Below are 26,980 nucleotides of genomic sequence, written 5' to 3'. Positions count from 1 at the left end.
GGAATGCGATGCCATCCCAACTGCTGAAACCTTAACAGCTATTGATAACTGTGGAACTGCGTCAGTTACTTTTAGTGAAGTTGAAAACGCAGGAACTTGTCTTGGAGAATACACTTTAGTAAGAACTTGGACAGCTACCGACGAATGTGGTAACGAAACTGTTCACATGCAAACCATCACAGTAGTTGATAATACTGCGCCAACTTTCGTTGAAGTGTTACCAGCAGATATAACTGTTGAATGTGATGCGATTCCAACGGCAGAAACTTACACGGCCTCGGATAACTGTGGAACTGCGTCAGTTACTTTTAACGAAGTTGAAAATGCTGGTGCTTGTCTTGGTGAATACACTTTAGCAAGAACTTGGACAGCTACCGACGAATGTGGTAACGAAACTGTTCACATGCAAACCATCACAGTAGTTGATAACACGGCTCCGACTTGGGTTAATCCACCTACAAGTGCAACTATTCAATGTAGCGGAACTATTTTTTCCCAATTCAATGATTGGCTCAATAGCTTTTCGGGTGTAGACAATTGTGGAACGGTAACGATAGGTCATAATAGTAGTGGTTTTATTTTATGCGGAGAAACCATAGAAGTAACATTCAAACTTCAAGATACGTGCGGAAATAATACTATATTATCAGCAAATTTCACCATAGAACCAACACTGAATGTTTTAGATGAAGAAACTCAAAGTGTTTCCACTTATCCCAATCCAACCGAAAAATATTTTAAAATCATTGGGATAAATGATCAAGCTTCAGTATCTATTTTCAAAGTTACTGGACAACAGATTTTAAAAAAACAAGTACTAAACGACGAAAATATTCTAATTGATGTCGAAGCTGGCTTGTACCTTATAAGGATTGAGACAGACAATAAAACTTTGGTAAAAAGACTCATAGTTAAATGAAATTCTGTAACATTTTTTAATTAAAGTAGTCATATAGTTATAAATCAATTATACTATGGAATCAAACTACCACACTTTAAAACGAGTTGATAATCAGTTATTGGTTATTACGCATCTATCCCAATTGCTCACCTATATTACCGGATTTGGTGGATTGGTTGTGCCATTAATACTTTGGCTAACCCAGAAAGATAAGGTTGATGGAATGGACGAACACGGTAAGGAAATTGTTAATTTTCAGTTGAGTTTAATTGTATATGTGATCATTTGTATTCCTTTGATTTTACTATTGGGTCTGGGTATTCTAGGACTTATTGTGTTAGGAATTTTTGCATTTATATTCCCTATAATTAATGCCATTAAATCAAGTAACGGGGAGCAGCCAACTTATCCTTTAAGCATTCGATTCATTCGATAAGTTAACTTCAAATTCAATAAAAAAGCCTGCAACTAGCAGGCTTTTTTATTATCAAGAAATTAATACTTTTAATTGTTTAGCATCACTGGCATTACAAGCATCGTTACGATTTCTCCTTCGTCTAATCCATCGGCAGGTGTTAAGATGCCTGCGCGGTTTGGTAGACTCATTTCTAATTGAACATTATCGGAGCTAAGATTATTGATCATCTCTGTTAAAAAACGAGAATTAAAGCCGATTTGCATATCATCACCTTGGTAATCACAGCTTAAACGTTCTTCAGCTTTGTTGCTGAAGTCAATATCTTCAGCTGAAATATTTAATTCTGCCCCAGCAATTTTCAATCGGATTTGATGTGTAGTTTTGTTAGAAAAAATACTCACACGTCGTACAGAACTTAAAAATTGAGATCTATCTATTAATAATTTATTTGGGTTTTCCTTTGGAATCACAGCTTCGTAATTAGGATATTTTCCATCAATCAATCTGCATACCAGGTGCGAATTATTAAAGGTAAATTTCGCATTAGATTCATTGTATTCAATTAAAACCTCGTCTTCACTTCCTGCTAAAATCCCTTTTAAAAGATTTAAAGGTTTTTTTGGCATGATGAATTCAGCAACTTGACTAGCAGAAATATCGCTTCTACTATATTTCACCAGTTTATGGGCATCGGTTGCAACGAAGGTCAAGCCTTCAGTAGAAAACTGAAAAAATACACCACTCATTACGGGGCGTAAATCATCGTTACCAGCTGCAAAAATTGTTTTACTGATGGCTGTTGCTAAAACATCGCCTAAAATGGTAGTTTTACTCGGGTCTTCCAGTTCAACTGATTTAGGAAATTCTGCACCTTCGGCATAGGCCACAGCATATTTACCATGATTGGAACTAATTTCAACTGTATGGTTTTCTTCTACAACAAAAGTTAATGGCTGTTCTGGAAATGTTTTAAGTGTGTCTAACAAAATTCTTGCAGGTAAAGCAATGCTTCCATCGCTATCGCTTTCAACATTTAAAGTTGAAGACATTGTAGTTTCTAGGTCGCTTGCTGAAACTGTTAATTTTGAATCTTTTAATTCAAACAAAAAATTATCAAGAATAGGTAATGTATTTGAGGTATTTATGACGCCTCCCAAAACCTGTAATTGCTTTAATAAATAGGTGCTCGATACGATGAATTTCATGTATATTATTTAGTTTAATCTAATTTCTATAAGTTTTACAAATATATCTTAATACTGTTGGTTTTTAAAAGAAACTTATTAACAAATTAACACAGTTGTTGCGGAATTTCCTGAACTTAAAACTTCTATTTTTTAGCTGTATTTGCGCTTTCTTATGTAATTAAACAGTATTCCGAAAAGCCCTAAAATTAACAATGGCAATACAATATTTATGGCTTGCCATTTTGTTTTTTCTGGTGCAATTCGCTCTACATCTAAAAAGGCAATGGCAATTTCTTTGGTTCTGATATTTAAAAGCTTATCGTCTTGTAATAGGTAATTTACTGCATTTATTAAAAACTCTTTGTTGCCAATAGGTTGGTTACTAGCACGATCAAAACCTAAATTTTGTGGCTGGTTTCGCAATACATCATTTTTTATAACGTCACCATCAGAAATAACAATCATTTGGGTAGCAACACTTTCGTTTTTAACATTAGATAACTCAAAAGGTTTGATACGGTTATTATAAACTGAAGTGAAATTTCCTTCTAAAAGAACAGCAAGCGTTTGAGAACCATTGTTAAAGGTTGACTTGTCAGGATCTTGAGTAATATCATCCAAACTTACAAGTTTAGGAACACCTTGTAATTTTGATAAAGGTGAACTTCGTAATAATACCGTTTTTTGAACATTGTTTTTAAGTGTATCAATCTGACTCGCAAAATCGAATTTAACAAGATTTAAATTGGTTGTGATTGGATGTTCAGGATTACTTCCTGCAAGTGGTGAATATTGCCATGAAATTGGCAAAATTTGCGTATTATCGCCATCACCAACCGCTAACGGAATGGGTGAAGAATATAAATCCAGCACCATATTTGGGTTGATACGAACCCCGTATTTAAAGAAAAAATCGTTAAGATTGAGGTCTTTCATAATCGCAACGGCACTGCCAGATTCGGTGTAGAGACTATCTCTGTCCATCACTATCGCCTCAGTTAGCCATATACTCTTACCACCACGCATGGTGTATTGGTCTAGCACAAATTTTTCTTCCTCAGTAAAGATTTCATTGGGTTTGGCTGAAATGATTAAATCAAACTTCGAAAGTTGATCTAATGTTTCTAGTGGTTGCGTTTCTACCTTATCTAAAGTAAATGGCGCAATTGAATAATTGCCTTTGATGCTAGTTAAAAAATCGGCTACATAAATATCATCTAGCTGACCGTTTCCTTTTAAAATGGCTATTTTTTTTAATTTGGTATTAGTTAATTTTTTAAAACCATCGGCAAAAGCATATTCTAGGTGTTGCACCGAGTTATTTACCATTTCCTGCTGCGTATCGCCAACACGATTTTTTATCAATGGAATTTTCACACTATAATCGTTGTAGCTCGCCAAAGCCCAAGGAAATATAAGCGTTTGAGAGGTTTTACCACTTTCTCTTACATTGAGTTGAAACGGTTCTAAACCACGGTCGGTAAGTTGTGAAACGATGGCCTCTTTTCGAGATTCATCTTCTGTTGGATTAATAAAATTGAATTTTATATTCGAATTATAAACTTGAAATTCTTCAAGTATTTGCTTAGTTTCTAACCGTAATCGTTTAAATTCTGACGGAAAATCACCTTCCAAAAACACATCAATTACCAACGGTGTATCTACACTGTCTATGGTTTGTAGTGCTGCTTTTGAAAGGGTATAACGTTTGTCTTTAGTTAAATCGAATCGTTTGTAAAATGACTGTGAAAGCAGATTTACTATCAATATAATAGCTATCCAAAGAATAAACGATTTAACAGTAGACTTATTCATCTTCATATACAATATCTTCGGTAAAACGCTCTAAATCAACAATGCGATCATCTTCAAAAATAAACGTTACGCATTCTTTTGTTTCGTTGAAAGCGCCGGGCACTAGTCCTAATCCATAATTCCATTTATTATCGTCGTGCTGTTTGAGGTTATCATCCCAACTCAACCATTCGTAAGTCCCTAAAAGCGCTTCGGTTTCAGCTTTTGTTTTACCGATAAAAACACTGTCACTCACGATATGGTTGATCATTTCGTAACGCAAACCTGGTTTTTTGGCCCATTTTTCTGCACTAAAATATTTTTCGTGATGAAATGAACTTACAATATTTAAAAATGGATATAGCATGTAAAAATACACTACGGGCGTTAATACCAAACTAACCAAAATATTCAGCCATTTGCGTTTATCAATCGTGCGAATAAATAGAAATACAAGTACAAATACTAAGCACATAAATATTACTAACATTGGGGTAATAATCATATTAATTTCGGTTTAATTTAAGTTTCGTGAGTAGTATAAAAAGTACGGCAACGCTTGCAAAATAAATTAGATTTCTGGTGTCTAAAACACCGCGGCTCATACTGTTGTAGTGATAGTTAAGTCCTAAAGTTTCAAGGTTGAAAAGAACGCCAGTTAATCCTAAACCGGCAAGACCATCAAACCCGTAAAACATAATAAAACATAAAAATACGGCTACAATAAACGCCACAATTTGATTTTGTGATAGGGTAGAAGCCAGTAACCCGATTGCTGTAAATGCAGCAGCCAAAAATAAAAGTCCGATATACGACCCTGCAACTGCCCCAGTATCTAGGTTTCCGATAGGATTACCTAGTTGCCAAATATTTATTACAAATAAGACAGTAGGAATTAGTGCCATAACAATAAGGATTAAAGCACCTAAAAATTTACCCATTACAATTTGGAAGGTAGAAATTGGTTTGGTTAGTAAAAGTTCGATCGTGCCTTGTTTTAATTCTTCAGAAAAACTTCGCATAGTGATGGCAGGTACTAAAAACATAAAAATCCATGGTGATAGAAGAAAAAACGTTGATAAATCGGCAAACCCGTTATCTAAAATATTAAATTCACCCTTGAAAAGAAACAAGAAGAGGCTGTTAATCAGTAGAAAAATGGCAATAACCAAATAGCCAATAGGTGAGGCGAAAAATGAGTTAATTTCTTTTTTTAAAATGGCAATCATCTATTTTATTTGATAAACATTACAATTAACGACTAAATATTTTGGTCACACTCCAGGCCTCAGGCTTTTTGTTAAATAGGGGTTTAGTCTTAGCCCAGACTTTATTAAAAAGCTCGGATTTTCTATAACTTTCCAAATGTGAAGCAGATTGCCAATAGCTATAAGTGAAATAAATTTCTGGTTGGTTTTGGTCGTTGTAAAGCTCCAGCAATTCGCAACCTTTAAAATCTCTGATGGCACTTTTATTTTCTTCAAAATTATTGAGAAATTCATCAATTTTTGAAGGTTCAAAGCTCATTTTTACAATTCTTACTAACATTTTATAATTGGTTCTATTCTAATAATATTCTTTGAAATTAGCTTGACTAATCTATAAAATTCACTGTTACAGTATCCATAGGTTTTAAGCCCATCAAGGTTGAAGCGCTTCCTACAGTATTACCGTTACTTTTATAAATGGCAATTTCCAAATAACTTGAGGCGTTAAAAACCACCATGCCACGTCCTTCATCTTGGCGTCGTTCTTCAGGGATTTCAAAATTTACAATATCGCTATATTTTTTATAAACGATGTTGAATTTATGGTTACGCGCGTGAATTGTATAAGCACGACCTTTTTGAACTTCCGTAAAAAACTTCTGTTTTATATTAGAAACCACATTGCCATAATTGTCTATATAGATAACATTTCCTATAATTTGTGTGTTGTCATAATTGACTTGCGGAATAATGTTGATGATTGGTTTGATGTGATTAATTATTTTTCCTATCACCTCTAGCGTTCCGCCTCGGGCAATATGACAAGCAACTTTAACGAAAACGTCTAAAACAGGAAAGCTACTTTCAATTTTGTCGTGAATGTTGATTTCTACAATTTTTTCAGGTGCAATTTCCTGGCAAATCATACTCATAATACCATTATTAGCACAAATGAAGTAGTGATCGTCCAACTTTACAGCTATATGTTTGTTTTCTGGATTTAATTCAGAATCAATACCAATAATGTGAATCGTCCCTTTAGGAAAACTACCGTAGGCATTTCTTATAATGTAGGCGGCTTCAGGTATGCTAAAAGGCGAAATCGAATGTGAGATATCAACAATTTTAACTTCCGGCAATTCGCTATAAATAGCACCTTTAACAGCTCCTGCAAAATAGTCTTTTTCGCCAAAGTCAGTTGTAAGGGTGATGATTGCCATAAATTATTACTTGATAGTTCAGTTTAAATAACTCTTAAATTTAGATTTTATTTGCTGTTAAAAACTAATTTTAAAATCGTCTGGGCTTATTGCCTAACTCTAATTATTTTCGTTTAGATTTGTAAAGGTCTACTAAAAAGGCCCATCCAGTGTGAAGCACAAAACTAATAAAACAAAACAGATTATTTTACTAAATACACATCGCTTTTGAACGAACTTATTTTAGAATTAGAAGAAATCTCTCCAAAAGAATTCTTCGGTGCCCAAAATGTCAATATTGAAGTCTTAAAAAAGTATTTCCCTAAACTGAAAATCGTTGCCAGAGGCAATAAAATAAAAGCTTTTGGCGAAGAAGAGCAGTTAGAAGAGTTTGACAAGCGCATGACCATGCTCATGACCCATTTTGGGAAATACAACCGTTTAGACGAGAACGCAATTGAACGTGTTTTAACCAGCGAAAGTAATTCTGATTTGTCAAGTTCCGATCAAGGAGGTGAAGTTATTGTTCACGGAATTGGTGGAAAAATTATCAAAGCGCAAACGGCCAATCAGCGAAAATTGGTTGAAACCATGCGCAAAAACGATATGGTATTTGCCATTGGTCCGGCTGGAACAGGCAAAACCTACACGGGCGTGGCCTTGGCTGTTAGAGCACTAAAAAACAAAGAAGTAAAACGTATAATTCTCACCAGACCAGCTGTAGAAGCAGGAGAAAATTTAGGATTTTTACCTGGTGATTTAAAAGAAAAATTAGACCCATACATGCAGCCATTATACGATGCGTTACGCGATATGATTCCTGCTGAAAAATTGGCCCAATTTATCGAAAATGGCGTGATTCAAATTGCACCGCTCGCTTTTATGCGCGGACGAACTTTAGATAATGCTTTTGTAATCTTAGACGAAGGCCAGAATACCACACACAACCAGATGAAAATGTTTTTAACCCGTATGGGTAAAAATGCAAAATTTCTTTTGACAGGTGATCCCGGACAAGTTGATTTACCGCAACGTACTATTTCGGGTTTAAAAGAAGCCTTGCTGATTTTGAAAGATGTAGAAGGTGTTGGTATGGTGTTTTTAGATGATAAAGATGTGATTCGTCACAAGTTGGTGAAACAAATCATTATGGCTTACAAAAACATTGAAAACAGAGAGTAGGTCGTTTTATTAAATTCAATTTGCAATATTTTAGATTAATTAAATCAGAATGTCTTCTCAAGCCATAACATCTACAAATTTCGAATTTCCAGATCAGTCAAGCGTTTATCACGGAAAGGTACGTGAGGTTTACACAATTGGTAATAATTTACTGGTTATGGTTGCCACCGATCGTCTCAGTGCTTTTGACGTGGTGATGCCAAAAGGAATTCCCTACAAAGGACAAATCCTCAATCAAATTGCTACCAAAATGATGAAAGCCACGGAAGACTTGGTTCCAAACTGGCTAATTGCTACACCAGACCCTAATGTTGCCATTGGTCATTTATGCGAGCCTTTTAAGGTTGAAATGGTAATCAGAGGTTATTTATCAGGTCATGCAGCTAGAGAGTACAAAGCTGGAAAACGTATGATTTGTGGTGTTGCAATGCCAGGAGGTTTAAAAGAAAACGATAAGTTTCCAGAGCCAATCATAACGCCAGCCACAAAGGCAGAAATGGGTGCGCATGATGAAGATATTTCGCGTGAAGACATTTTGCGACGCAGTATTGTTTCAGAAGAGGATTATTTAATTTTAGAATCTTATACTCGAAAACTTTTCCAACGAGGAAGCGAGATTGCCGCAAGTCGCGGTTTGATTTTGGTCGATACTAAATATGAATTCGGTAAAACCAAGGATGGAAAAATTGTGTTAATTGATGAAATTCACACTCCTGATTCGTCTCGCTATTTTTATGCTGAAGGTTATCAAGAACGCCAAGATAGTGGAGAAGTACAAAAACAATTGTCTAAAGAATTTGTTAGACAATGGCTTATTTCTAATGGATTTCAAGGTTTAGAAGGGCAAAAGTTACCCGAAATGACTGATGCTTATATTTCAGAAATCAGTAATCGTTATATTGAACTCTACGAAAATATAACAGGAGAAAATTTTATTAAAGCTGATTTAAATAATATTCACGAGAGAATTTATAACAATGTACTTAAGTATTTAAGCCAAAATAGAAAGTCTTAAGAAATATTTAATTTCACTTTTAGATTATTCACCAGTTTTAGCAGTCTAGCATACAAATAAGCGTTGGTTTTAACCCATCCAAGTGCAATAATACAAACAATTGTTAAAAACAAAATGGCGCCAATAACGGCCTCAATAGGTTGTAAATTTTTTCCTATAATTTGACTCAGTCCTAAGCCGGTAAAACTTCCATAAATTATAATAAAATGAATAACGTAAATGGACAAGGTTTTCTGACCAATTTTCAAAATGAGAAAATGCTTTAAATATTTTTCAAGCAGGAAAAATATGGCGAAAAGAATCAGTACATCCCCTAATCTAGTGAACAAATAATTATAACTGGCACTTCTATTAAATAATTCAATATCAGTAATTAAAGAAAGTTCATAAAGTAAAAGAGATGAGTATTTAATCAACACAAAGCCGGTAATTAGAAATCCAACTATTAAACTTGGTTTAAATTGATTTCTGTCTAAATAGCGATAAAACAGAGTGGAAATAAATGCTCCAAATGCCATATAACCAAACCAAGGTAATATGGTAAAAACAGAGCGATTTGCCTTACTCATATAGTTTTCCATAAAAACAGGCAAGTGACTTAAATCAATGTTTCTGTATAACGGCTCCGTTAAAAATATAACCACGCCAAGAGATAGCATGATTATCGAGAATATAAGTGTTTTTTTGAACGAAATTAAATACAAAATAATAATCATAATTAATGACAACCCAATGCATTGCAATACGTCAACCACTAACCAGTAGTTATCAAACTTACCTTCAAACCATTGAAGTATTGGTATTCGTAATAAATAACCAATACCAATTAACATAACACCTCTAATTAAGCCTTTTTTAATTCGGAATAATTCTTCACCTTTTTGTTTGGCTTTGATGAGTAAATAAGTAAAAATCAGACCAGATATTGTAAAGAAGGTAGGTGCAGTAATGCCCCTAAAATAAGACCAAATATTAAATGCGGCATATTCCGTACTCCTGAATTTAATTTCGAGAAGCGCATCAATAAAATGGCCTTGCAGCATCATGAGAATAGCGAATGCTCTTACGGCATCAATAAAATAGAGTCGTGTGGTTTGCAAAAGTTGGTCGTTTTACAAGGCGAAGTTAACAGATATTATTTAATTTTACATACAATGTTGAAATCGATATGTTATTTTTACGTGAATTAAATTTGAGTTCTTGCAATCGATAGATGCTTTTTTAGAAAACTTAGCTGGTTACATTTGGGGTCTACCCTTGTTAATTTTGTTAATAGGTGGTGGGAGTTATTTTTTAATAATTTCACGGTTTTTACCATTTAAATATTTTAAACATGCCGTTGCGGTTTTACGCGGAAAGTTTGATAATTCCAACGACCCAGGCGAAATAAGTCATTTTCAAGCTTTAACAACTGCACTTTCGGCAACAGTCGGAATGGGTAATATTGCTGGCGTCGCTGTGGCCATAGCAATAGGCGGACCAGGTGCCATTTTCTGGATGTGGGTGAGTGCTATTGTTGGTATGGCGACTAAGTTTTTCACTTGTTCCTTGTCGGTTATGTATCGTGGTAGAGATAGTAAAAATCAACTTCAAGGTGGGCCTATGTATATGATTGTGGAAGGTCTTGGTAAAAAGTGGAAACCCTTAGCAGTATTTTTTAGTATCTGTGGACTTGTTGGTGCTTTACCAGTTTTTAATGTGAACCAACTTACGCAGGCAGTCAACGATATATTGTTAATTCCGACAGGTGTCGATGTGAATTTCATGTCCAATATTATAATTGGTTTGGTATTAATTGCACTCACAGCTATTGTGATTCTAGGAGGTATAGAACGTATTAGCAAAACGGCCTCAAAATTGGTTCCAGCCATGGTGGTTATGTATTTTTTGGCGGTCATGGTTATTCTAATTTCAAATTATGAAGTCGTTCCGTATTATTTAAAGTTAATTTTCACAGATGCTTTTAAAGCCTCATTTTTTAAGGGTGATGCATTTTTGGGTGGAACTTTAGGTGGATTAATACTATTGGGAATTCGTCGCGGTGCCTTTTCAAATGAAGCTGGAATTGGAACAGCACCAATGGCCCATGGTGCCGCCAAAACAAACGAACCAATTAGGGAAGGTTTGGTAGCGATGCTGGGTCCATTTATCGATACCATTATAGTCTGTACATTAACAGCTTTAGCTATTTTAGTGACAGATGTTTGGCAAACCTCCGATGCGAATGGCGTGAGTTTAACAGCCAATGCTTTTACTTCAGCAATGCCAGGTATTGGAAAATATATACTCTTAGTTTGTATTTTAGTTTTTAGTGTTTCATCCTTGTTTTCGTATGCGTACTATGGTTCAAAATGCATGTCTTTTCTATTTGGAGCTGAAAACAAACATTATTACAATTACATATATATAATAAGTATTGCGGTTGGCGCTACAACTTCTTTGGCTATGATGATAAACTTGATTGATAGTTTTTTCGCATTGATGGCTATTCCCACCATGATTGTGACTATTATTCTCTCTCCAAAGGTTTTAAAAGCCGCTAAACATTATTTTAAATTATATTCAAAAAGAAATAAAATTGTTTAATAACAATTAAAATTTTATCAAACAATACTATTGAATTTGTATGTATATCGCTAAATTAATATATTTATGCTAAATTTATATATATGATAATTGAACAATGTCCCAATTGCAGTTCTGAACGGTATGTTAAGAGCGGTATTATTAACGACAGGCAGCGCTATAAATGTAAAGATTGTAGCTACTTTTTTACCGTTAATAAGTTAGGTAAGTCTATTGATAATTATTATGTTAATAAAGCTTTACAATTGTATTTAGAAGGCCTGACTTACAGAGAGATTGAACGTATCCTAGGCATTTCTCATGTGTCTGTTTTAAATTGGGTGAAAAAGTATAATATCAAAAGACCTCAGAATACCAATTACCATCCAACTTATAAAATCCTTAATCACGAAGAGCTGTCTAAATACTTTTCTCAAAAATCTAATTTATCGGGCGCAGGTACCTTGGTTACTGAACTTGGTGATAAATTTATGCTTATTAAATGGGAACGTTTTAAGAACTAACTATAACTATTTAACAAAAATATATACTATATTTTTTCTCATCATTTAAAATAATCAATTTGGTGGTATCCTAACCAACAAGTTTTATTTACATGAGAATCATTTTTATTACTTTTTGTCTTTTTATTTCATCGTTTTCTTTGGCTCAGGGTTCAATGGACTACGGTAGCGGTTTAAAAATTAATTTAAACGAAGACGGCTCCAAAAACCTCCGTTTTATTTTGTGGAATCAAATCTGGATGCGTTCAACTGAAATGAATCCAGGTACCATGGTTTCAGATGAGCCAACAAGTAGTACCACCGATATTGGAAACCGAAGGTTGCGTATTTTGGCTTACGCTCAAATCACACCGCGCTATATGATTTTAACTCATGTAGGGATCAATAATCAATCTTTTATAAACGGCGGCATTGCAGGTGGCGGCGGTACCGGTGGAAATGGTGCTGGAAAAAAACCTGGATTGTTCTTTCATGATGCCTGGAATGAATATGCGGTTATTCTGCCGCAGGCTGAAAAAAAGTTTAGTTTAACGGTAGGGGCAGGACTACATTATTATATGGGTTTATCAAGGATGACCATGGGTTCTACGCTTAATTTTTTGGCCATTGACGCACCCATTTTTAACTGGCCACTTATTGAAAACTCCGATCAGTTTGCGCGTCAAGTTGGTTTATTTGCAAAAGGTAAATACGATAAAATTGAATACCGGTTTAGCGTTAATAAGCCATATGCCACAAACTTACAACCTCTTGATGCTGCAACAAACCTAGAGGCTAGAGCTGTGGATAATAATGGTAATCCCCAATGGTCTACTGCTGGGTATGTTGAATATCAATTTCTTGATAGCGAATCAAATTTTCTACCTTTTAAAGTGGGAACATATCTTGGTACCAAAAAAGTTTTCAATATTGGTGCTGGTTTCTACAGCGCACCAAATTCAACTCGTTCTTCTGTCAATAATATTGTGGAAAATCATAACATCAATTTATTTGCTGGCGATGTGTTTTTAGATATGCCCATTGGTCTTAAAGAAAATAAAATGGCCATCACCGCTTATGGTGCTTTTTACAGTTATGATTTCGGACCTAATTACCTGAGAAATATTGGTATCATGAATATTGGTGTCAACGATCCTAGTTTCGCCGGAAATAGAGCACTTGCCGGCCCTGGAAATGCGCAACCAACCATTGGTACAGGACAAATTTTCTACACCCAGGCGGGCATCTTACTGCCACATCAAGCCGAAAAACCTAAACTACGCATTCAGCCTTTTGCAGCTTATACATATAAAGATTTTGAAGCACTCGACACGGGTTTAAGCAATTTTGATATTGGCGCCAACTTTTTTATCGATGGTCATCACGCTAAAATTACTACTCAATACTCTTCAAGGCCTTTGGTTTTGAGTAACAATGACAAAACATCTAAAGGTGAATTCATACTTCAACTTCAAATATTTTTATAACCACTAATCAATTCATTATTATGTCTGAAAAACAAAAACACGCTACTGCCTATTGGAAGCAAAACCTAAAATATCTGGTGATATTGCTGTCCATTTGGTTTGCCGTTTCTTACGGTGCTGGTATCTTTTTTAAAGATGCACTTAACGCTATTAAAATTGGCGGTTTTCCTTTAGGATTCTGGTTTGCACATCAGGGCTCCATCTACGTATTTGTCATTCTCATTTTTGTTTATGTGAGACTTATGAATAAGCTGGATAAAAAATTTGGCTTCAACGAATAACTAACCACTAAAACTTAAAAAAATGACAGTACAAACCTGGACATATATTATAGTTGGTATTACTTTTACCATTTATATAGGTATCGCTATTTGGAGCCGAGCAGGCTCTACAAAAGAATTTTATGTTGCTGGTGGAGGCGTTTCGCCATTGGCTAATGGTATGGCTACAGCAGCCGATTGGATGAGCGCGGCATCTTTTATTTCAATGGCTGGACTCATATCATTCATGGGTTATGACGGGACAGTCTACCTCATGGGTTGGACCGGCGGTTATGTGCTTTTGGCACTTTTATTAGCACCGTATTTAAGGAAATTTGGAAAATTTACCGTTCCCGATTTTATTGGAGACCGGTATTATTCAGACACTGCTAGGTCTGTAGCAGTTATTTGTGCGCTGATTGTTTCGTTTACTTACGTGGCAGGACAAATGCGTGGTGTAGGCGTAGTGTTTTCAAGATTTCTAGAAGTTGACATCAATACAGGTGTTATTATTGGAATGGTCATTGTTTTATTTTACGCCGTTTTAGGCGGAATGAAAGGCATTACCTATACCCAGGTGGCACAATATTGTGTGCTAATTTTCGCATTTATGGTACCTGCTATTTTTATATCTATCCAAATGACGGGAAATCCAATCCCACAATTAGGAATGGGAGATACTTTAGCCGATGGTTCAGGTACTTATTTATTAGATAAATTAAACGGATTATCGACAGAGCTTGGCTTTGCCGAATATACAAGCGGCACCAAATCTATTATTGATGTGGTGGCCATCACCTTAGCTTTGATGGTCGGAACGGCCGGATTGCCACACGTAATCGTTAGATTTTTTACAGTTAAAAGGGTGAAAGATGCACGAAAATCAGCTGGATTAGCTTTGCTATTTATTGCCATCCTTTACACAACGGCACCTGCTATTGCTGTATTTGCAAGAACTAATTTAATTGAAACAGTAAGCAACGAAGAATACGCCAATATGCCAGAGTGGTTTTCAAAATGGGAAGAAACTGGATTGCTAGTTTTTGATGATAAAAATGGCGATGGCAAAATTCAATATGTGGCCGATAAAGCTACTAACGAACTTACCATTGATAATGATATCATGGTGCTTGCCAATCCTGAAATTGCCAATTTACCGAGCTGGGTTATTGCCTTATTGGCTGCTGGTGGTTTGGCCGCGGCTTTATCGACGGCTGCTGGTTTATTATTAGTAATTTCCTCATCGGTTTCACACGATTTAATCAAGAAAATGATCAAGCCCGATATTTCTGAAAAAGGTGAATTGTGGGCTGCAAGAATTTCAGCTACTGTAGCGGTTGTTATTGCTGGCTACTTTGGTATCAATCCGCCGGGATTTGTGGCAGCCGTGGTTGCATTGGCTTTTGGTTTGGCAGCCGCGTCCTTTTTCCCCGCTATAATTTTGGGTATTTTTTATAAGAAGATGAATAAAGAAGGCGCTATTGCTGGGATGATTGTGGGCTTATTGGTGATGTTGTTTTATATGCTAAAGTTTAAATTCGGAATATTTGACGGTGGAAAAGCGGCTGTTGACGGACTGAAAGATAGCTGGTGGTTTGGCATCTCACCCGAAGGTTTTGGCTCTATTGCCATGCTTGTTAATTTTGCGGTAGCATTAACAGTGAAGTCATTCACAAAGGAACCACCTGAGCACGTTCAGGAAATTGTAGAAAACATCAGAATCCCTTCTGGTGCTGGAGAAGCACAAGATCATTAATATCAAATTTTAAAAACAGTATCGCTTTATGCGATGCTGTTTTTTTTCTTATTTTTAAAGACAGGTCTGGAAAATTGAAAAAGCGACACGAACAAAAACTGGTTATTTTGGCAATAGCGCTCTTAGTAGCGTTTAATATTCCTATGATTTATATTTTTGATATAGACGCCGCTATTTTTGGTATCCCGGTGTTGTACGCCTTTATTTTCATTATTTGGTTATTGGCCATCGTTATCTCATATATCATTTTAAACAGACATTATGAGTAACTACTTTTTAATTGGCATCATTATTATTTACCTAGCATTGTTGTTTTTCATTGCTTTTATAGCCGAGAAATACGCCAAAAGTAAATGGGTTAACAATTCGGTGGTTTATACCTTGTCGTTGGCGGTTTTTTGCACAGCTTGGACTTATTATGGTAGTGTTGGAATTGCTGCTAATTCAGGAATTGATTTTCTACCAATTTATCTCGGTCCAGTGATAGCTGCTCCATTATGGATTGTGATTCTCAGAAAAATCATCCGAATTTCAAAACAGCATAAAATTAGCTCAATTGCCGATTTCATTTCGCTTAGATACGGCAACAATCGATTTTTAGGTGCCTTGGTAACAGTGTTGTGTTTGTTGGGAATTGTGCCTTATATTTCATTGCAACTAAAAGCAGTCTCTGAAACCTTTCAAATTTTATCAGCCGAAAACACTTATGTTGCCACTTCAATTTTTGACGATTCTACTTTCTATATAGCGGTTTTATTGGCCGTTTTCGCTGCCTTTTTCGGAACCCAAACAACCGATGCTTCCGAGAAGCACAAAGGCATTGTTGTTTCAGTAGCATTTGAATCGGTTTTAAAATTGGTTTTCTTTTTAATTATTGGCATCTACGTGACTTATGTCTTATTTAACGGTACCACCGATATATATGATCAAATGAGCCAAACTGAAAACTTTAAATCACTCTACAGTTTTAATGGTTTTGAAAATGGTTTTAGCTGGCTTTACACCATATTATTATCGTTTATGGCTGTGTTTTTATTACCGCGACAATTTCAAATTTCTGTGGTTGAAAATGTGCGAGAAAAGCATTTAAAGCATGCTATTTGGATGTTTCCGTTGTATTTATTATTATTCAATATATTTGTAATATACATTGCATGGGCTGGAAATCTATCTATTGGAAATCCTGATGTAGCCGAATATTACGCGCTTTTATTACCACTTCAAAACGGGAATAACTTTTTGGCGCTTTTGGTGTTTTTAGGAGGTTTTTCGGCAGTGATTTCAATGGTAGTGGTGTCTACATTGGCATTGTCAACTATGGTAAGTAACAACCTGATTATTCCCTATGGTTTTCTGGATAAATTCTTATTAAATCATCCCGAACGCAACGCCAGATATATCAAAAATATCAGACGTATTTCCATATTTTTCATCATTATTTTGGCTTATGTGTTTTACGTGAACCTGTCGTTTTATTCATCCTTATATTCTATTGGTTTAATTGCATTTGTTATTATTGCGCAATTAGCACCATCTTTTTTTATCGGATTATTTTGGAACCGCGGCTCATCAAAAGCGGCTGTCATTGGTATTTTGAGCGGATTGGCAGTAAGTTTTTATACGCTAATTATTCCATTTAGTTTAGAAGCTGTTGCAGGTTCAAGTTCTTTTGTGAATGAAGGTTTATTTGGTTTGAGCTATTTGAAACCGCATGCTTTTTTAGGCGTTGATTACTTGAGTATACCTGCACACGCTTTTTTCTGGAGTATGGTGGTAAATGTGTTTTGTTACCTCGTGTTGTCATTAACTTCCAAAGGAAATTACCGTGAGCGCAACTACGCCGAAATGTTTGTGGACAGCAGAAATTACAGTAAACTTCAAGATAATGCATTGGTTTGGAAAGGCGAAGCCTATGTAGCCGACATCAAAAATGTGTTACAAAAGTTCTTAGGTGATGAACGCACCGAAAGAGCATTGCGCATATTTTTCACCAAATACGATTTACCTCATGACACCCAAATGGCCGATGCGAGACTCATTAATTTTTCGGAAAAACTCCTCACAGGAAGTATCGGTAGCGCTTCAGCTAAAATATTAATAGCCAGTGTGGTTAAAGAAGAAGAGGTGAGCTTGGTTGAAGTGCTTAAAATTTTAGAAGAATCTAAAGAAACCATCGCTAATAATAAATTGCTAAAAGATAAATCTACCGAGTTATTACAAATTAGCAATCAGCTGAAATTAGCCAACCAAGAACTAGTTCAAAAAGACCAACAAAAAGACGAATTTCTAGATACCGTAGCCCATGAATTGAAAACGCCAATCACCGGTATCAGGGCCGCCACCGAAGTTTTATTAGATGACGACGATGACATGCCTAAAGAATTAAGACAGCGATTTTTGGAGAATATGTTGAACGATTCAGACCGCTTGTCAAGACTCATTCACAATATATTAGATTTTGAAAAACTTTCTACAGGCAGGTCAGACCTCAATCTTGGCAGACATAATATTAGAGAGACCATTACAAAAGCATTTGATAGTTTAACCCAATTGGCAGCTAACAAAAACATCAAACTTTGGAGCACCAATAAAAGTGATTACTATTTGAAATACGACGAAGACCGCATTTTACAAGTCCTCACTAATTTAATTTCGAACGCTTTAAAATTCACAGAGTCTGGTAAGGGTAATATTTATGTGCAATATAAATATGATAATGGTTATTTAGAAGTACAAGTAAGCGATAACGGAAAAGGCATCCCCAAAGAAGATTTGCCTTATGTGTTTGATAAGTTTTACCAGTCAAAAAATCAAAACACTAAAAAGCCACAAGGCAGTGGGTTGGGGCTAGCCATTTCAAAACAAATCATAGACAATCACGGTGGTAAAATATGGGTTGAAAACAACGCAAAAAGAGGAACAACCTTCAGTTTTACCTTGCCTTTTGTAAAATAATATATAAATGAAATCAATGAAACACCCATGAGAATAGCATTCATAAACAAGACAATGATTATTCAGGTGTTACATGTGACCGTTAAAATTAAATTAATATAAACACATGAAAAAGAGCATTTTAATTGTAGACGACGAACCCAACATTGTGATGACACTTGAGTACACTTTTAAAAAGTTAGATTTTGAAGTATTTATCGCCAGAGATGGTAGTGAAGCTATTCAAATTTTAGATACTTACACGCCCGATGCCGTTTTGCTAGACATTATGATGCCCAATATTGATGGCTATCAAACACTAGAATACATTAAAAGCAAGGATACTTTATCTCACACCAAAGTGATTTTTTTAACAGCCAAAAACCGAGCCTCCGATATGGAAAAAGGATTGGCCTTGGGTGCTGATAAATACCTCACTAAGCCATTTTCAGTAAAAAGAGTTGTAGCTGAAATTCAGGATCTTTTAGAGTAAATATTAAAACCACAACCATTCAACTTAAATCACAGTATTACATAAAACAAATGAATTACCAACAACTTTATACCGAAAGCATTCAGAATCCGGAGACTTTTTGGATGCAACAGGCCAGTCAATTGGCTTGGAACAAAGCGCCAACCAAAGCATTGGGAAGAGACGAGCATAACTATCACAATTGGTTTGAAGATGGAGAACTTAATCTCAGTTATTTGTGCATAGACAAGCATATTGAAGACGGCTTTGGCGAACAGAATGCCATAATTTACGATTCGCCGGTAACCAATACTAAAACATATATCACCTACAACCAACTCAAAAAAGAAGTAGAACTATTAGCTGGCGGACTCCAATCGCTTGGGCTAGAAAAAGGCGATAATGCCATTATTTATATGCCCATGATACCGCAAGCAGTTTTCTCGATGTTGGCTTGTGCGCGATTGGGCGTTATTCATTCGGTGGTGTTTGGTGGTTTTGCACCGCACGAATTGGCGATAAGAATAGACGATTGTAAACCTAAACTGATTTTAACAGCCACCAGTGGCATTGAGGTTGATAAAATTATTCCCTATAAACCTTTTGTAGATAGTGCCGTTAAAATGGCCCAACATAAACCCGATTGTGTGGTGGTTTACCAACGTGGATTTTTAAAAGATGTGCAATTACAACCAGTAGATGTAGATTATAATGAATTGATAAGTCGGTCGAAACCTGCCAGTCCTGTGGTTGTGTCATCCACGCATCCGCTTTATATTTTGTACACATCTGGAACTACTGGCAAGCCTAAAGGCATCATAAGAGATTCTGGTGGCTATGCCGTGGCGCTTAAATTTTCAATGAAATATGTTTATAATGTTGAAGCTGGCGACGTCTTTTGGGCAGCCAGTGATGTGGGTTGGGTTGTAGGTCATAGTTATATAGTTTACGCACCTTTAATAAACCGAAATACCACAATTTTATTTGAAGGAAAACCCATCAAAACGCCGGACGCTTCAACCTTTTGGCGCGTGATTTCAGAACATAAAGTCAAGGTCATGTTCACGGCACCAACGGCCATTAGAGCTATTAAAAAAGAAGATCCTGATGGTGAATTTATCAAATCATTCGACATGTCATCTTTAAAATATCAGTTTTTAGCGGGCGAACGTTGCGATGCGGCTACGCTTTGCTGGACACAGCAACATCTCAATATTCCGGTGATTGACCATTGGTGGCAAACCGAATCTGGCTGGCCCATGCTTGCCAATATGGTGGGATTGGAATTAATGCCGGTAAAACCTGGTTCGGCAACAGTTCCGGTATGTGGTTATAATATTGCTATTTTAAATGAATTAGGTGAAGAAGTTGAAGCCGGCGTAGAAGGTTATGTCGCGGTTAAATTACCCTTGCCTCCGGGAACATTGAGCAATTTATGGGGAAATCCAGAGCGGTTTAAGGCAGGCTATCTCAATAAATTTCCCGGTTATTATTTTTCGGGTGATGGTGGTTATAAAGACGAAGATGGTTATATCTTTATCACAGGTAGGGTGGATGATGTCATTAATGTGGCTGGCCACAGACTCTCCACCGCCGAAATGGAAGAAGTAGTAGCTTCACACCCCAATGTAGCCGAATGTGCTGTTTTTGGTGTTCATTGCGACTTAAAAGGTCAGAAGCCACTGGCTTTGGTGGTTTTAAAATCTGAATTGACTTCAACAAATCAAGACATTAGCAAGCAAATTGTTGATTTGGTAAGAAAGGAAATTGGTGCAGTGGCGGCACTTCGCGTAGTGCTGGTGGTTCAAAGATTGCCAAAAACACGCTCAGGGAAAATTCTTCGGAAATTATTACGTCAAATAGCCGACGATTTAGAATACAATATTCCATCAACCATCGATGACATCGCTATTGTTGATGAAATCAAATCAGTATACAAACAAGAACAAATAGGAATTCATAAAAACATATCCAATCATGAGTAATTATCATATCAAACACTTAGAAGAATATTATCAAGTTTATCGCAAATCGGTAAGAAATCCAGATTTGTTCTGGGAAGAAGTAGCTGAAGAGCATTTCCTTTGGCGAAAAAAATGGGATAAGGTATTGAGTTGGGATTTTAAAAAACCTGAAATCAAATGGTTTGAAGGTGCCAAACTCAACATCACCGAAAATTGTATTGACCGCCATTTAACCACCCGCGCCAATAAAACAGCTATTTTATTTGAACCTAATAATCCAAATGAACCAGCCTTGCATATTACTTATAAAGAATTACACGAGCGCGTTTGCAAATTCGCCAATGTTTTAAAAAGTAAAGGTATCGGCAAAGGCGACCGTGTCTGTATTTATTTACCTATGATTCCGGAATTGGCAGTTTCTGTTTTGGCTTGCGCCAGAATAGGTGCTATCCATTCGGTGGTGTTTGCGGGCTTTTCGGCAACGGCTTTATCTACTAGAATTAATGATTGCGATGCCAAAATGGTGATTACTTCCGATGGTTCATATCGTGGCGATAAAAGCATCGACTTAAAAGGTATTGTTGACGATGCCTTAAAATCTAGTCCGGGCGTTCATTCAGTTTTAGTGGTGAATCGCACAAACTGCGAAATTCAGATGAAAGACGGTAGAGATTTTTGGATTCAACCTTTATTAGACAACGCTGATGTTTATTGCGATATTGAAATTATGGATGCCGAAGACCCCTTGTTTATTTTGTACACTTCTGGTAGCACTGGCATGCCCAAGGGTATGCTGCACACCACGGCAGGTTATATGGTTTACACGGCATATACTTTTAAAAATGTATTTCAGTATAAGGAAGATGATGTGTATTGGTGCACCGCCGATATTGGCTGGATTACCGGCCATAGTTACATTGTTTACGGTCCGTTAGCCAATGGCGCCACCACAGTAATGTTTGAAGGCGTACCTAGTTATCCCGATTTTGGACGATTTTGGGAAATAGTTGAAAAACATAAAGTCAATCAGTTTTACACCGCACCAACTGCCATTAGAGCTTTGGCAAAACAAGGTGTAGAATTCGTAGAAAAACATGATTTATCTTCCTTAAAAGTTCTGGGAACGGTGGGTGAACCCATCAACGAAGAAGCTTGGCATTGGTATAACGATAACGTTGGTAAAAAGAAAAGTCCTATTGTAGATACTTGGTGGCAAACCGAAACCGGCGGCATTATGATTACGCCCATTCCATTTGCAACACCCACCAAACCAACCTATGCTACTTTGCCGTTTATAGGGATTCAGCCGGCACTATTAGACGAGCAAGGCAATGAAATAACAGGTAATCAAGTAGATGGAAGATTATGTATTAAATTCCCATGGCCTTCCATTGCGCGTACCATTTGGGGCAATCACCAACGTTATAAAGACACTTATTTTTCAGCTTTTGAAAACATGTATTTTACCGGAGATGGAGCCTTACGTGACGAAGTTGGCTATTACCGAATTACCGGTAGAGTAGACGATGTCATTATTGTGTCTGGTCATAATCTGGGAACTGCGCCAATCGAAGATGCTGTTAACGAGCATCCAGCGGTTGCTGAATCCGCTATCGTTGGGTTCCCGCATGATGTGAAAGGTTTCGCGCTTTATGGATATGTAACCTTGAAGGAAACAGGCGAAAGTAGAGACCAAGACAATTTAAGAAAAGAAATTAATCAGGTGATTACAGAACATATCGGACCCATTGCTAAATTGGATAAAATTCAATTTACCTCAGGTTTGCCAAAAACCCGAAGCGGTAAAATTATGCGACGTATTTTGCGAAAAATAGCTTGTAAAGAAACCGATAATTTAGGAGATACCAGCACATTGCTGAACCCGGAAGTGGTGCAGGAGATTATGGACAACGCACTGTAATTTCAAACAAAATAGCTTTATAATTAAGGGTTAAATACCGCAGATGCAGTATATTTACCCTTAATTTGTTTGATATGAACAATTCATCTAAAATTAGCTATTGGAGACGACTCCGCAGATTAACCTCTAAATTGGTGATTGCAATGGGGGTTTTAATGATAATAGTACTGATTGTGTTCTTAGGTTTTCAAAAATTCACCAGTTTCTTTTTTGATCCTTTAATGCTGAATGTCATACCAGTTATAGCTTTAGATTTGCTTATTTATTTGGCTATAGTGAATGCTATTTTATTGTTTTTAGAGTTTTTAAATCATATTCTCAAAATAAAAACCATCCCCGTTTTAAAGAAAATATTTAAGGTATTTCTCATTTTGTTGACAGTAATTCCATTATTGATGTATCTGGCTTTTTTGGTTTTGGCAGATCCTAAGTATGTGCATTTGGTGGCTTAGTAAAATATTGTAATACGCTCACTAGATAACCTAGCTCGATAGCGCGGATTTGCAATCCGTGCCACTTTGTACGGTATAACCGTTAGCTCGGATTTAAGATTGCAATCCGTGCGAATAACATAAGCAAATCCTAATTGTCTTCATTTGGTAGCCTAAAAGCATCAATCCTTTAAAACCCTCGCTGCCGCACGATTGCATCGTGTGTGCCACGCAAAATTGTGGATATTTGAATTTACTTTACTTTCTGTTATCCAAAAAATAAATAATTTTATGATATGAGCAGGAATTATAAATTTCATAATCCAGACGGATTATATTTCGTGAGTTTTACTCATGCTTTTTTATTTGTTTTTTTGGTATTCGTGCAACCGCTTCGCTCAAGTGCAGTCGTAGAGTGGCTTGATGCCTGCCTGTCGGCAGACAGGTGTTTACCAGAAATGAGTATAAAGACATACTTGTTGAAAGTTTGTCTTATTGCCAAAAACATAAAGGAATGGAGATTTTTGCTTGGTGCATAATGACCAACCATGTTCATTTAGTTTTTAGGAGTATTAATGATTTGCATCCCTCAAGTTTGTTAGGAGATTTTAAGCGTTTTACTAGTAAGAAAATAGTGAACGCAATACAAGATAATCCAAAAGAAAGTAGAAAAGAATTTTTATTGGAACAGTTTAAAAAAGCTGTTGACATGTCTTCAAATGTCAATAAATTCCAATTTTGGAGACACGACAACAAACCTATTGAATTATGGAGCAATAAAGTAATTCACGAAAAAATAAGTTATGTACATAATAATCCTGTAGACGCCGGTTTAGTCTATCATCCAGAAGATTATATTTACAGTAGTGCAGCAGATTATACAGACAAAAAAGGATTACTAGATAATGTTATTGTTTTTCAGTATTTTAGTTAAAAGAATAAAAGTATTAATAGAGTGTTGGCACCACACGATGCAATCGTGCGGTAGCGGGGGGAGAATAACAAATGTTTTAAAATTATTCTCCAAAATCCAAGCACCAAATTCCAAACGATGAAGCCTGTTTGGAATTTGGAATTTGGAATTTGTAACTTATTATTTGTGCTATTTGGAAAGCATTAACAACTCGTTGCAAACCACTTCAGTAATGTAGCGTTTGTTGCCGTCTTTATCTTCCCAGTCACGAGTAGTGAGTTTGCCTTCTACGGCAACTTCCTGACCTTTATTGACGTATTTTTCAATAATCTCTGCAGTTTTCCCCCAAGCAACCACATAGTGCCATTGGGTGTTTTCTACTTTTTCACCTTTTGCGTTGGTGTAGTTTTCATTGGTGGCCAAAGAGAATTTTGCTAATTTCTTTCCACTTTCAAGATTTACGATTTCAGGATCTTGTCCTAATCTTCCAATCAACTGTACTTTGTTTCTAAGTGCGTTCATAATAATAAAATTTAATGATTAAACAGTTAATACATGATGTTGTTTCAACCCGTTGGTTTCATTCAACGATGCAAAGATGTAACGGCCTGCATATTTTATTCGGTTATTACATATTTGCTTTCGTTTGTTAGCGTTTGTAGTCGTTTGTAAACGTTTTTATTGTTGATAATTTATGTTTGATAACTTCAGTTTATATTTAAAAGAATTTGTGTTTTGTTGAACTAACTAGAATTTCTTTTATAAAAAGATTGAACCCCTGCTAACTCGCGAATCCTTTCGCGTGGTTTATAGCAAACAGAGAAATTTTCACTATTTTTGAAAGAAAGCATACATGAGTAGAAACTATAAATCTCCTAACCCTAAATACATGTGTTTGGTGGTTTAAACTTTTTGGAAATGGTATTTGGCACGGATTTGCAATCCGTGCTATCTGGGTTCAGTTTTGTTCCAAGCTACCAACTATTATTTATTAATAATCCATAGTTTTATTATATTTTATAACCTAGCATAAAAATTAGTTTCATATTCTTAATTAAATGAAAGCTGATTTAAAAATTATCTGTCAAATGAAAAAATTAATATTAATATTATTTGTTTTCCCGCTTTTGGGTTGGTCTCAAAAATTAGATTTTAACCAAGAACAAGAAGTATTAGTTAATAATTTTATTGAAATGTACGATAGTGGCCACTACACCTCTTATTCAGTATTTTTAGAAGATATGGAAATAGCTTTATCCAAAGCCCCATATCATCCAAAGTTAGTCGCTTTATTACTCCAAATTTACTTTTCAATAGATTACGATTTTATTACAAATTATTGTAATAAACTAGATGACGACTACTTATTTGCAAATCAAAACATCTTAGTTGATGACTGCGCTGCTGCATATTCATTAAAAAATGATGTTTCGACATTAAATAACAGAATAATCCCTCTTATTGAAGACCAAAACATAAAAGATTTTTATGTTGCTTTTCTCTTTTATTTAAATGGCGATTATGATACTACTTATAACCATTTTATTGAATTGTTTTCGGTAAGTTATGAATTTGTTTCTATAAGCGGGTTCAAACACGATGTCTTTGTTAGGTTGATATCATATCTTAGTAAAAATTCTGATAATCAACGTTTAATAAGTATTATAAATAAATACGAAGATGTTATCTATTATAAGTCTACAAATGGAGATATCAAAACATTCGGTTTAGACATACAAACATGGCTTATCATGATTTATGGAGCCATTAATGATCAAAATTACCAGTTGGCAGAAAAATTAATTAAACATTCTGTGGCTCTAAATAATGATAATTACAAAGCAATGCATATTGCAACGGCTTTCTTAAATAGCCGTAGAGGTGATGAAAACACAGCAATAGAATATTTTGAAAAAGCGCTGCAGATGGATGATTCAGCTTTTGAAAAAATTATAAATAATGAAACAGGCTCAATAAATATAGTACATTTTTATTTATATACATTAGACGCGTTGACAGATTTTAAAGCAAAGGAAAAATTAACCAATCAGGCATTAATATATTTTGAAAATCGTTATGATTATTGGATAAGGCTTAAACTCTACCAAAGCATGCTTTATGCTTCTAAAGATTTGAAAAAGGCCCAAAGTATTCTTGAAACCTATGAAGACAAACTATTTGAACAAAGCTATCACGAATTAAACCTTTTACTAAGAATTGAAAATGAGATCTCAAAAAGAAAACCGAACCATAAATTAATAGATGACTTATTGGGTGAAATCGCACAAAATAACAACGAATTAATATTCAATATTAGCAGAATCTATTTTCGATATAAAGTTAATTATAATTCTAAAAAACTAGTTTTTAACAATAATGAAACTATAGAATTAATAGATCATATGATTCAAAACCCATTAAATGACAAAGCTAAAAACTTATATATACTTTTAAAAGTAGTGCTAATGGCAGAAGAAGATACAGAAAAAGCACTTATTGAATTACAAAATCTACAACTGCAAGAATTAGAACAATTTCAAGCACTACAAGAGTCTATAGCAAATAAAAAAATAGAAAGCGCTTTTAAAAGTATAAACCCTAAACATGGTGTAAATGACATTTACAGCGAAGTTAGAGCTTTAAAAGTAAATTATTTAATCATTCTCCCGAAAATAAAAAACTAAGTTATTCGCCAAGCTAGGTGAAGTTGGCCCCCAGCTGCCGCGCGAATCCTTTCGCGTGGTTTACAGAAAATAGATAGATTTTCATTATTTTTGAAAGAAAGCATACATGAGTAGAAACTATAAATCTCCTAACCCTAAATACATATGTTTGGTGGCTTAAACTTTTTGGAAATGGTATTTGGCACG

The 26,980-nt window shown here is 35.5% G+C and carries 25 protein-coding genes; 17 read left to right on the top strand and 8 right to left on the bottom strand.

The genetic code is table 11. The annotated features are described in order from the left end of the window. The coding region (locus V7Z48_RS10665) for a T9SS type A sorting domain-containing protein (protein WP_334113441.1) at window positions 1-919 on the top strand (919 nt) is incomplete at its 5' end. Window positions 920-974: 55 nt separating this feature from the next. Then, window positions 975-1,337: a DUF4870 domain-containing protein gene (locus tag V7Z48_RS10660; protein ID WP_334113440.1), complete on the top strand. Its 363-nt coding sequence runs from the start codon at window positions 975-977 to the stop codon at window positions 1,335-1,337. Between the two features lie 68 nt (window positions 1,338-1,405). On the opposite strand, the gene dnaN is transcribed toward V7Z48_RS10660, so the two are convergent. The 6 genes from dnaN to V7Z48_RS10630 all read right to left on the bottom strand — a co-directional run bounded on the left by dnaN (window position 1,406) and on the right by V7Z48_RS10630 (window position 6,728). Next, entirely contained in the window at window positions 1,406-2,524 is a 1,119-nt protein-coding gene (dnaN, locus tag V7Z48_RS10655) for a DNA polymerase III subunit beta (protein ID WP_334113439.1), read from the bottom strand. 132 nt (window positions 2,525-2,656) lie between these two features. Continuing rightward, window positions 2,657-4,327: a gliding motility-associated ABC transporter substrate-binding protein GldG gene (gene gldG / locus V7Z48_RS10650; RefSeq protein WP_334113437.1), complete on the bottom strand. Its 1,671-nt coding sequence runs from the start codon at window positions 4,325-4,327 to the stop codon at window positions 2,657-2,659. Continuing rightward, complete coding sequence (locus V7Z48_RS10645; RefSeq protein ID WP_334113436.1) at window positions 4,314-4,805, bottom strand: hypothetical protein; 492 nt, start codon at window positions 4,803-4,805, stop codon at window positions 4,314-4,316. Before V7Z48_RS10645 ends, gldG begins: the two co-directional genes overlap by 14 nt. Before the next feature lies 1 nt (window position 4,806). After that, entirely contained in the window at window positions 4,807-5,529 is a 723-nt protein-coding gene (gene gldF / locus V7Z48_RS10640) for a gliding motility-associated ABC transporter permease subunit GldF (protein ID WP_334113435.1), read from the bottom strand. Between the two features lie 25 nt (window positions 5,530-5,554). Continuing rightward, window positions 5,555-5,848: a putative quinol monooxygenase gene (locus V7Z48_RS10635; protein WP_334113434.1), complete on the bottom strand. Its 294-nt coding sequence runs from the start codon at window positions 5,846-5,848 to the stop codon at window positions 5,555-5,557. A 46-nt stretch (window positions 5,849-5,894) separates the two neighbouring features. Beyond that, window positions 5,895-6,728 carry an SAM hydrolase/SAM-dependent halogenase family protein gene (locus V7Z48_RS10630; RefSeq protein WP_334113433.1) on the bottom strand — a complete coding sequence of 278 codons (834 nt, stop codon included), beginning with the start codon at window positions 6,726-6,728 and terminating at the stop codon, window positions 5,895-5,897. A gap of 207 nt (window positions 6,729-6,935) precedes the next feature. Between V7Z48_RS10630 and V7Z48_RS10625 the strand changes: the two genes are divergently transcribed. Both V7Z48_RS10625 and V7Z48_RS10620 read left to right on the top strand, forming a co-directional pair. Further along, window positions 6,936-7,889 (top strand): PhoH family protein, encoded by a 954-nt coding sequence (locus V7Z48_RS10625; protein WP_334113432.1) that lies wholly within the window; start codon window positions 6,936-6,938, stop codon window positions 7,887-7,889. A gap of 49 nt (window positions 7,890-7,938) precedes the next feature. Continuing rightward, window positions 7,939-8,904, top strand: a complete 966-nt coding sequence (locus V7Z48_RS10620; RefSeq protein WP_334113431.1) for a phosphoribosylaminoimidazolesuccinocarboxamide synthase — start codon at window positions 7,939-7,941, stop codon at window positions 8,902-8,904. Here the strand turns inward: V7Z48_RS10620 and V7Z48_RS10615 are convergent. Beyond that, window positions 8,901-10,004 carry a heparan-alpha-glucosaminide N-acetyltransferase domain-containing protein gene (locus V7Z48_RS10615; protein ID WP_334113430.1) on the bottom strand — a complete coding sequence of 368 codons (1,104 nt, stop codon included), beginning with the start codon at window positions 10,002-10,004 and terminating at the stop codon, window positions 8,901-8,903. The genes V7Z48_RS10620 and V7Z48_RS10615 overlap by 4 nt on opposite strands. Window positions 10,005-10,104: 100 nt before the next feature. Here V7Z48_RS10615 and V7Z48_RS10610 point away from each other — a divergent pair, with 100 nt between their 5' ends. From V7Z48_RS10610 to V7Z48_RS10555, 12 genes are all read left to right on the top strand, one after another. Further along, on the top strand, window positions 10,105-11,490 hold the full coding sequence (locus V7Z48_RS10610) for an alanine/glycine:cation symporter family protein (RefSeq protein ID WP_334113429.1): 1,386 nt from the start codon (window positions 10,105-10,107) through the stop codon (window positions 11,488-11,490). A gap of 83 nt (window positions 11,491-11,573) precedes the next feature. Continuing rightward, entirely contained in the window at window positions 11,574-11,993 is a 420-nt protein-coding gene (locus tag V7Z48_RS10605) for a transposase-like zinc-binding domain-containing protein (RefSeq protein WP_334113428.1), read from the top strand. A gap of 92 nt (window positions 11,994-12,085) precedes the next feature. Then, the gene (locus V7Z48_RS10600; RefSeq protein WP_334113427.1) at window positions 12,086-13,459 is read left to right on the top strand and encodes a porin; all 1,374 of its coding nucleotides are present in this window, start codon (window positions 12,086-12,088) and stop codon (window positions 13,457-13,459) included. 20 nt (window positions 13,460-13,479) lie between these two features. Further along, window positions 13,480-13,740 (top strand): DUF4212 domain-containing protein, encoded by a 261-nt coding sequence (locus V7Z48_RS10595; RefSeq protein WP_334113426.1) that lies wholly within the window; start codon window positions 13,480-13,482, stop codon window positions 13,738-13,740. A 22-nt stretch (window positions 13,741-13,762) separates the two neighbouring features. Beyond that, complete coding sequence (locus V7Z48_RS10590) at window positions 13,763-15,475, top strand: sodium:solute symporter family protein (protein WP_334113425.1); 1,713 nt, start codon at window positions 13,763-13,765, stop codon at window positions 15,473-15,475. A 74-nt stretch (window positions 15,476-15,549) separates the two neighbouring features. Next, window positions 15,550-15,744: a hypothetical protein gene (locus tag V7Z48_RS10585; protein WP_334113424.1), complete on the top strand. Its 195-nt coding sequence runs from the start codon at window positions 15,550-15,552 to the stop codon at window positions 15,742-15,744. Continuing rightward, window positions 15,737-18,430, top strand: coding sequence for a sensor histidine kinase (locus tag V7Z48_RS10580; protein ID WP_334113423.1), 2,694 nt, complete (start codon window positions 15,737-15,739; stop codon window positions 18,428-18,430). The genes V7Z48_RS10585 and V7Z48_RS10580 overlap by 8 nt, the downstream gene beginning before the upstream one ends. Before the next feature lie 106 nt (window positions 18,431-18,536). After that, window positions 18,537-18,902, top strand: a complete 366-nt coding sequence (locus V7Z48_RS10575; protein WP_334113422.1) for a response regulator transcription factor — start codon at window positions 18,537-18,539, stop codon at window positions 18,900-18,902. A 50-nt stretch (window positions 18,903-18,952) separates the two neighbouring features. Next, window positions 18,953-20,866, top strand: a complete 1,914-nt coding sequence (locus tag V7Z48_RS10570; RefSeq protein WP_334113421.1) for an acetate--CoA ligase — start codon at window positions 18,953-18,955, stop codon at window positions 20,864-20,866. Beyond that, a complete protein-coding gene (gene acs, locus V7Z48_RS10565) occupies window positions 20,859-22,766 on the top strand; it encodes an acetate--CoA ligase (protein ID WP_334113420.1) in 1,908 nt (635 codons plus the stop codon). The genes V7Z48_RS10570 and acs overlap by 8 nt, the downstream gene beginning before the upstream one ends. Window positions 22,767-22,840: 74 nt before the next feature. Then, window positions 22,841-23,218, top strand: a complete 378-nt coding sequence (locus V7Z48_RS10560; protein ID WP_334113419.1) for a hypothetical protein — start codon at window positions 22,841-22,843, stop codon at window positions 23,216-23,218. A gap of 424 nt (window positions 23,219-23,642) precedes the next feature. Beyond that, window positions 23,643-24,131 (top strand): transposase, encoded by a 489-nt coding sequence (locus V7Z48_RS10555; RefSeq protein ID WP_334113418.1) that lies wholly within the window; start codon window positions 23,643-23,645, stop codon window positions 24,129-24,131. Window positions 24,132-24,299: 168 nt separating this feature from the next. Here the strand turns inward: V7Z48_RS10555 and V7Z48_RS10550 are convergent, their stop codons facing one another. After that, window positions 24,300-24,632: a single-stranded DNA-binding protein gene (locus tag V7Z48_RS10550; protein WP_334113417.1), complete on the bottom strand. Its 333-nt coding sequence runs from the start codon at window positions 24,630-24,632 to the stop codon at window positions 24,300-24,302. A 536-nt stretch (window positions 24,633-25,168) separates the two neighbouring features. Between V7Z48_RS10550 and V7Z48_RS10545 the strand changes: the two genes are divergently transcribed. Continuing rightward, window positions 25,169-26,794, top strand: a complete 1,626-nt coding sequence (locus tag V7Z48_RS10545) for a hypothetical protein (RefSeq protein ID WP_334113416.1) — start codon at window positions 25,169-25,171, stop codon at window positions 26,792-26,794. The last annotated feature ends 186 nt before the right edge of the window (window positions 26,795-26,980 follow it).

It is taken from the genome of Paucihalobacter sp. (assembly GCF_036825875.1).
Lineage (GTDB): Bacteria > Bacteroidota > Bacteroidia > Flavobacteriales > Flavobacteriaceae > Paucihalobacter.
The sequence above is the reverse complement of the archived record's forward strand: the minus strand, read 5'-3'. Positions and strand labels throughout refer to the sequence as shown.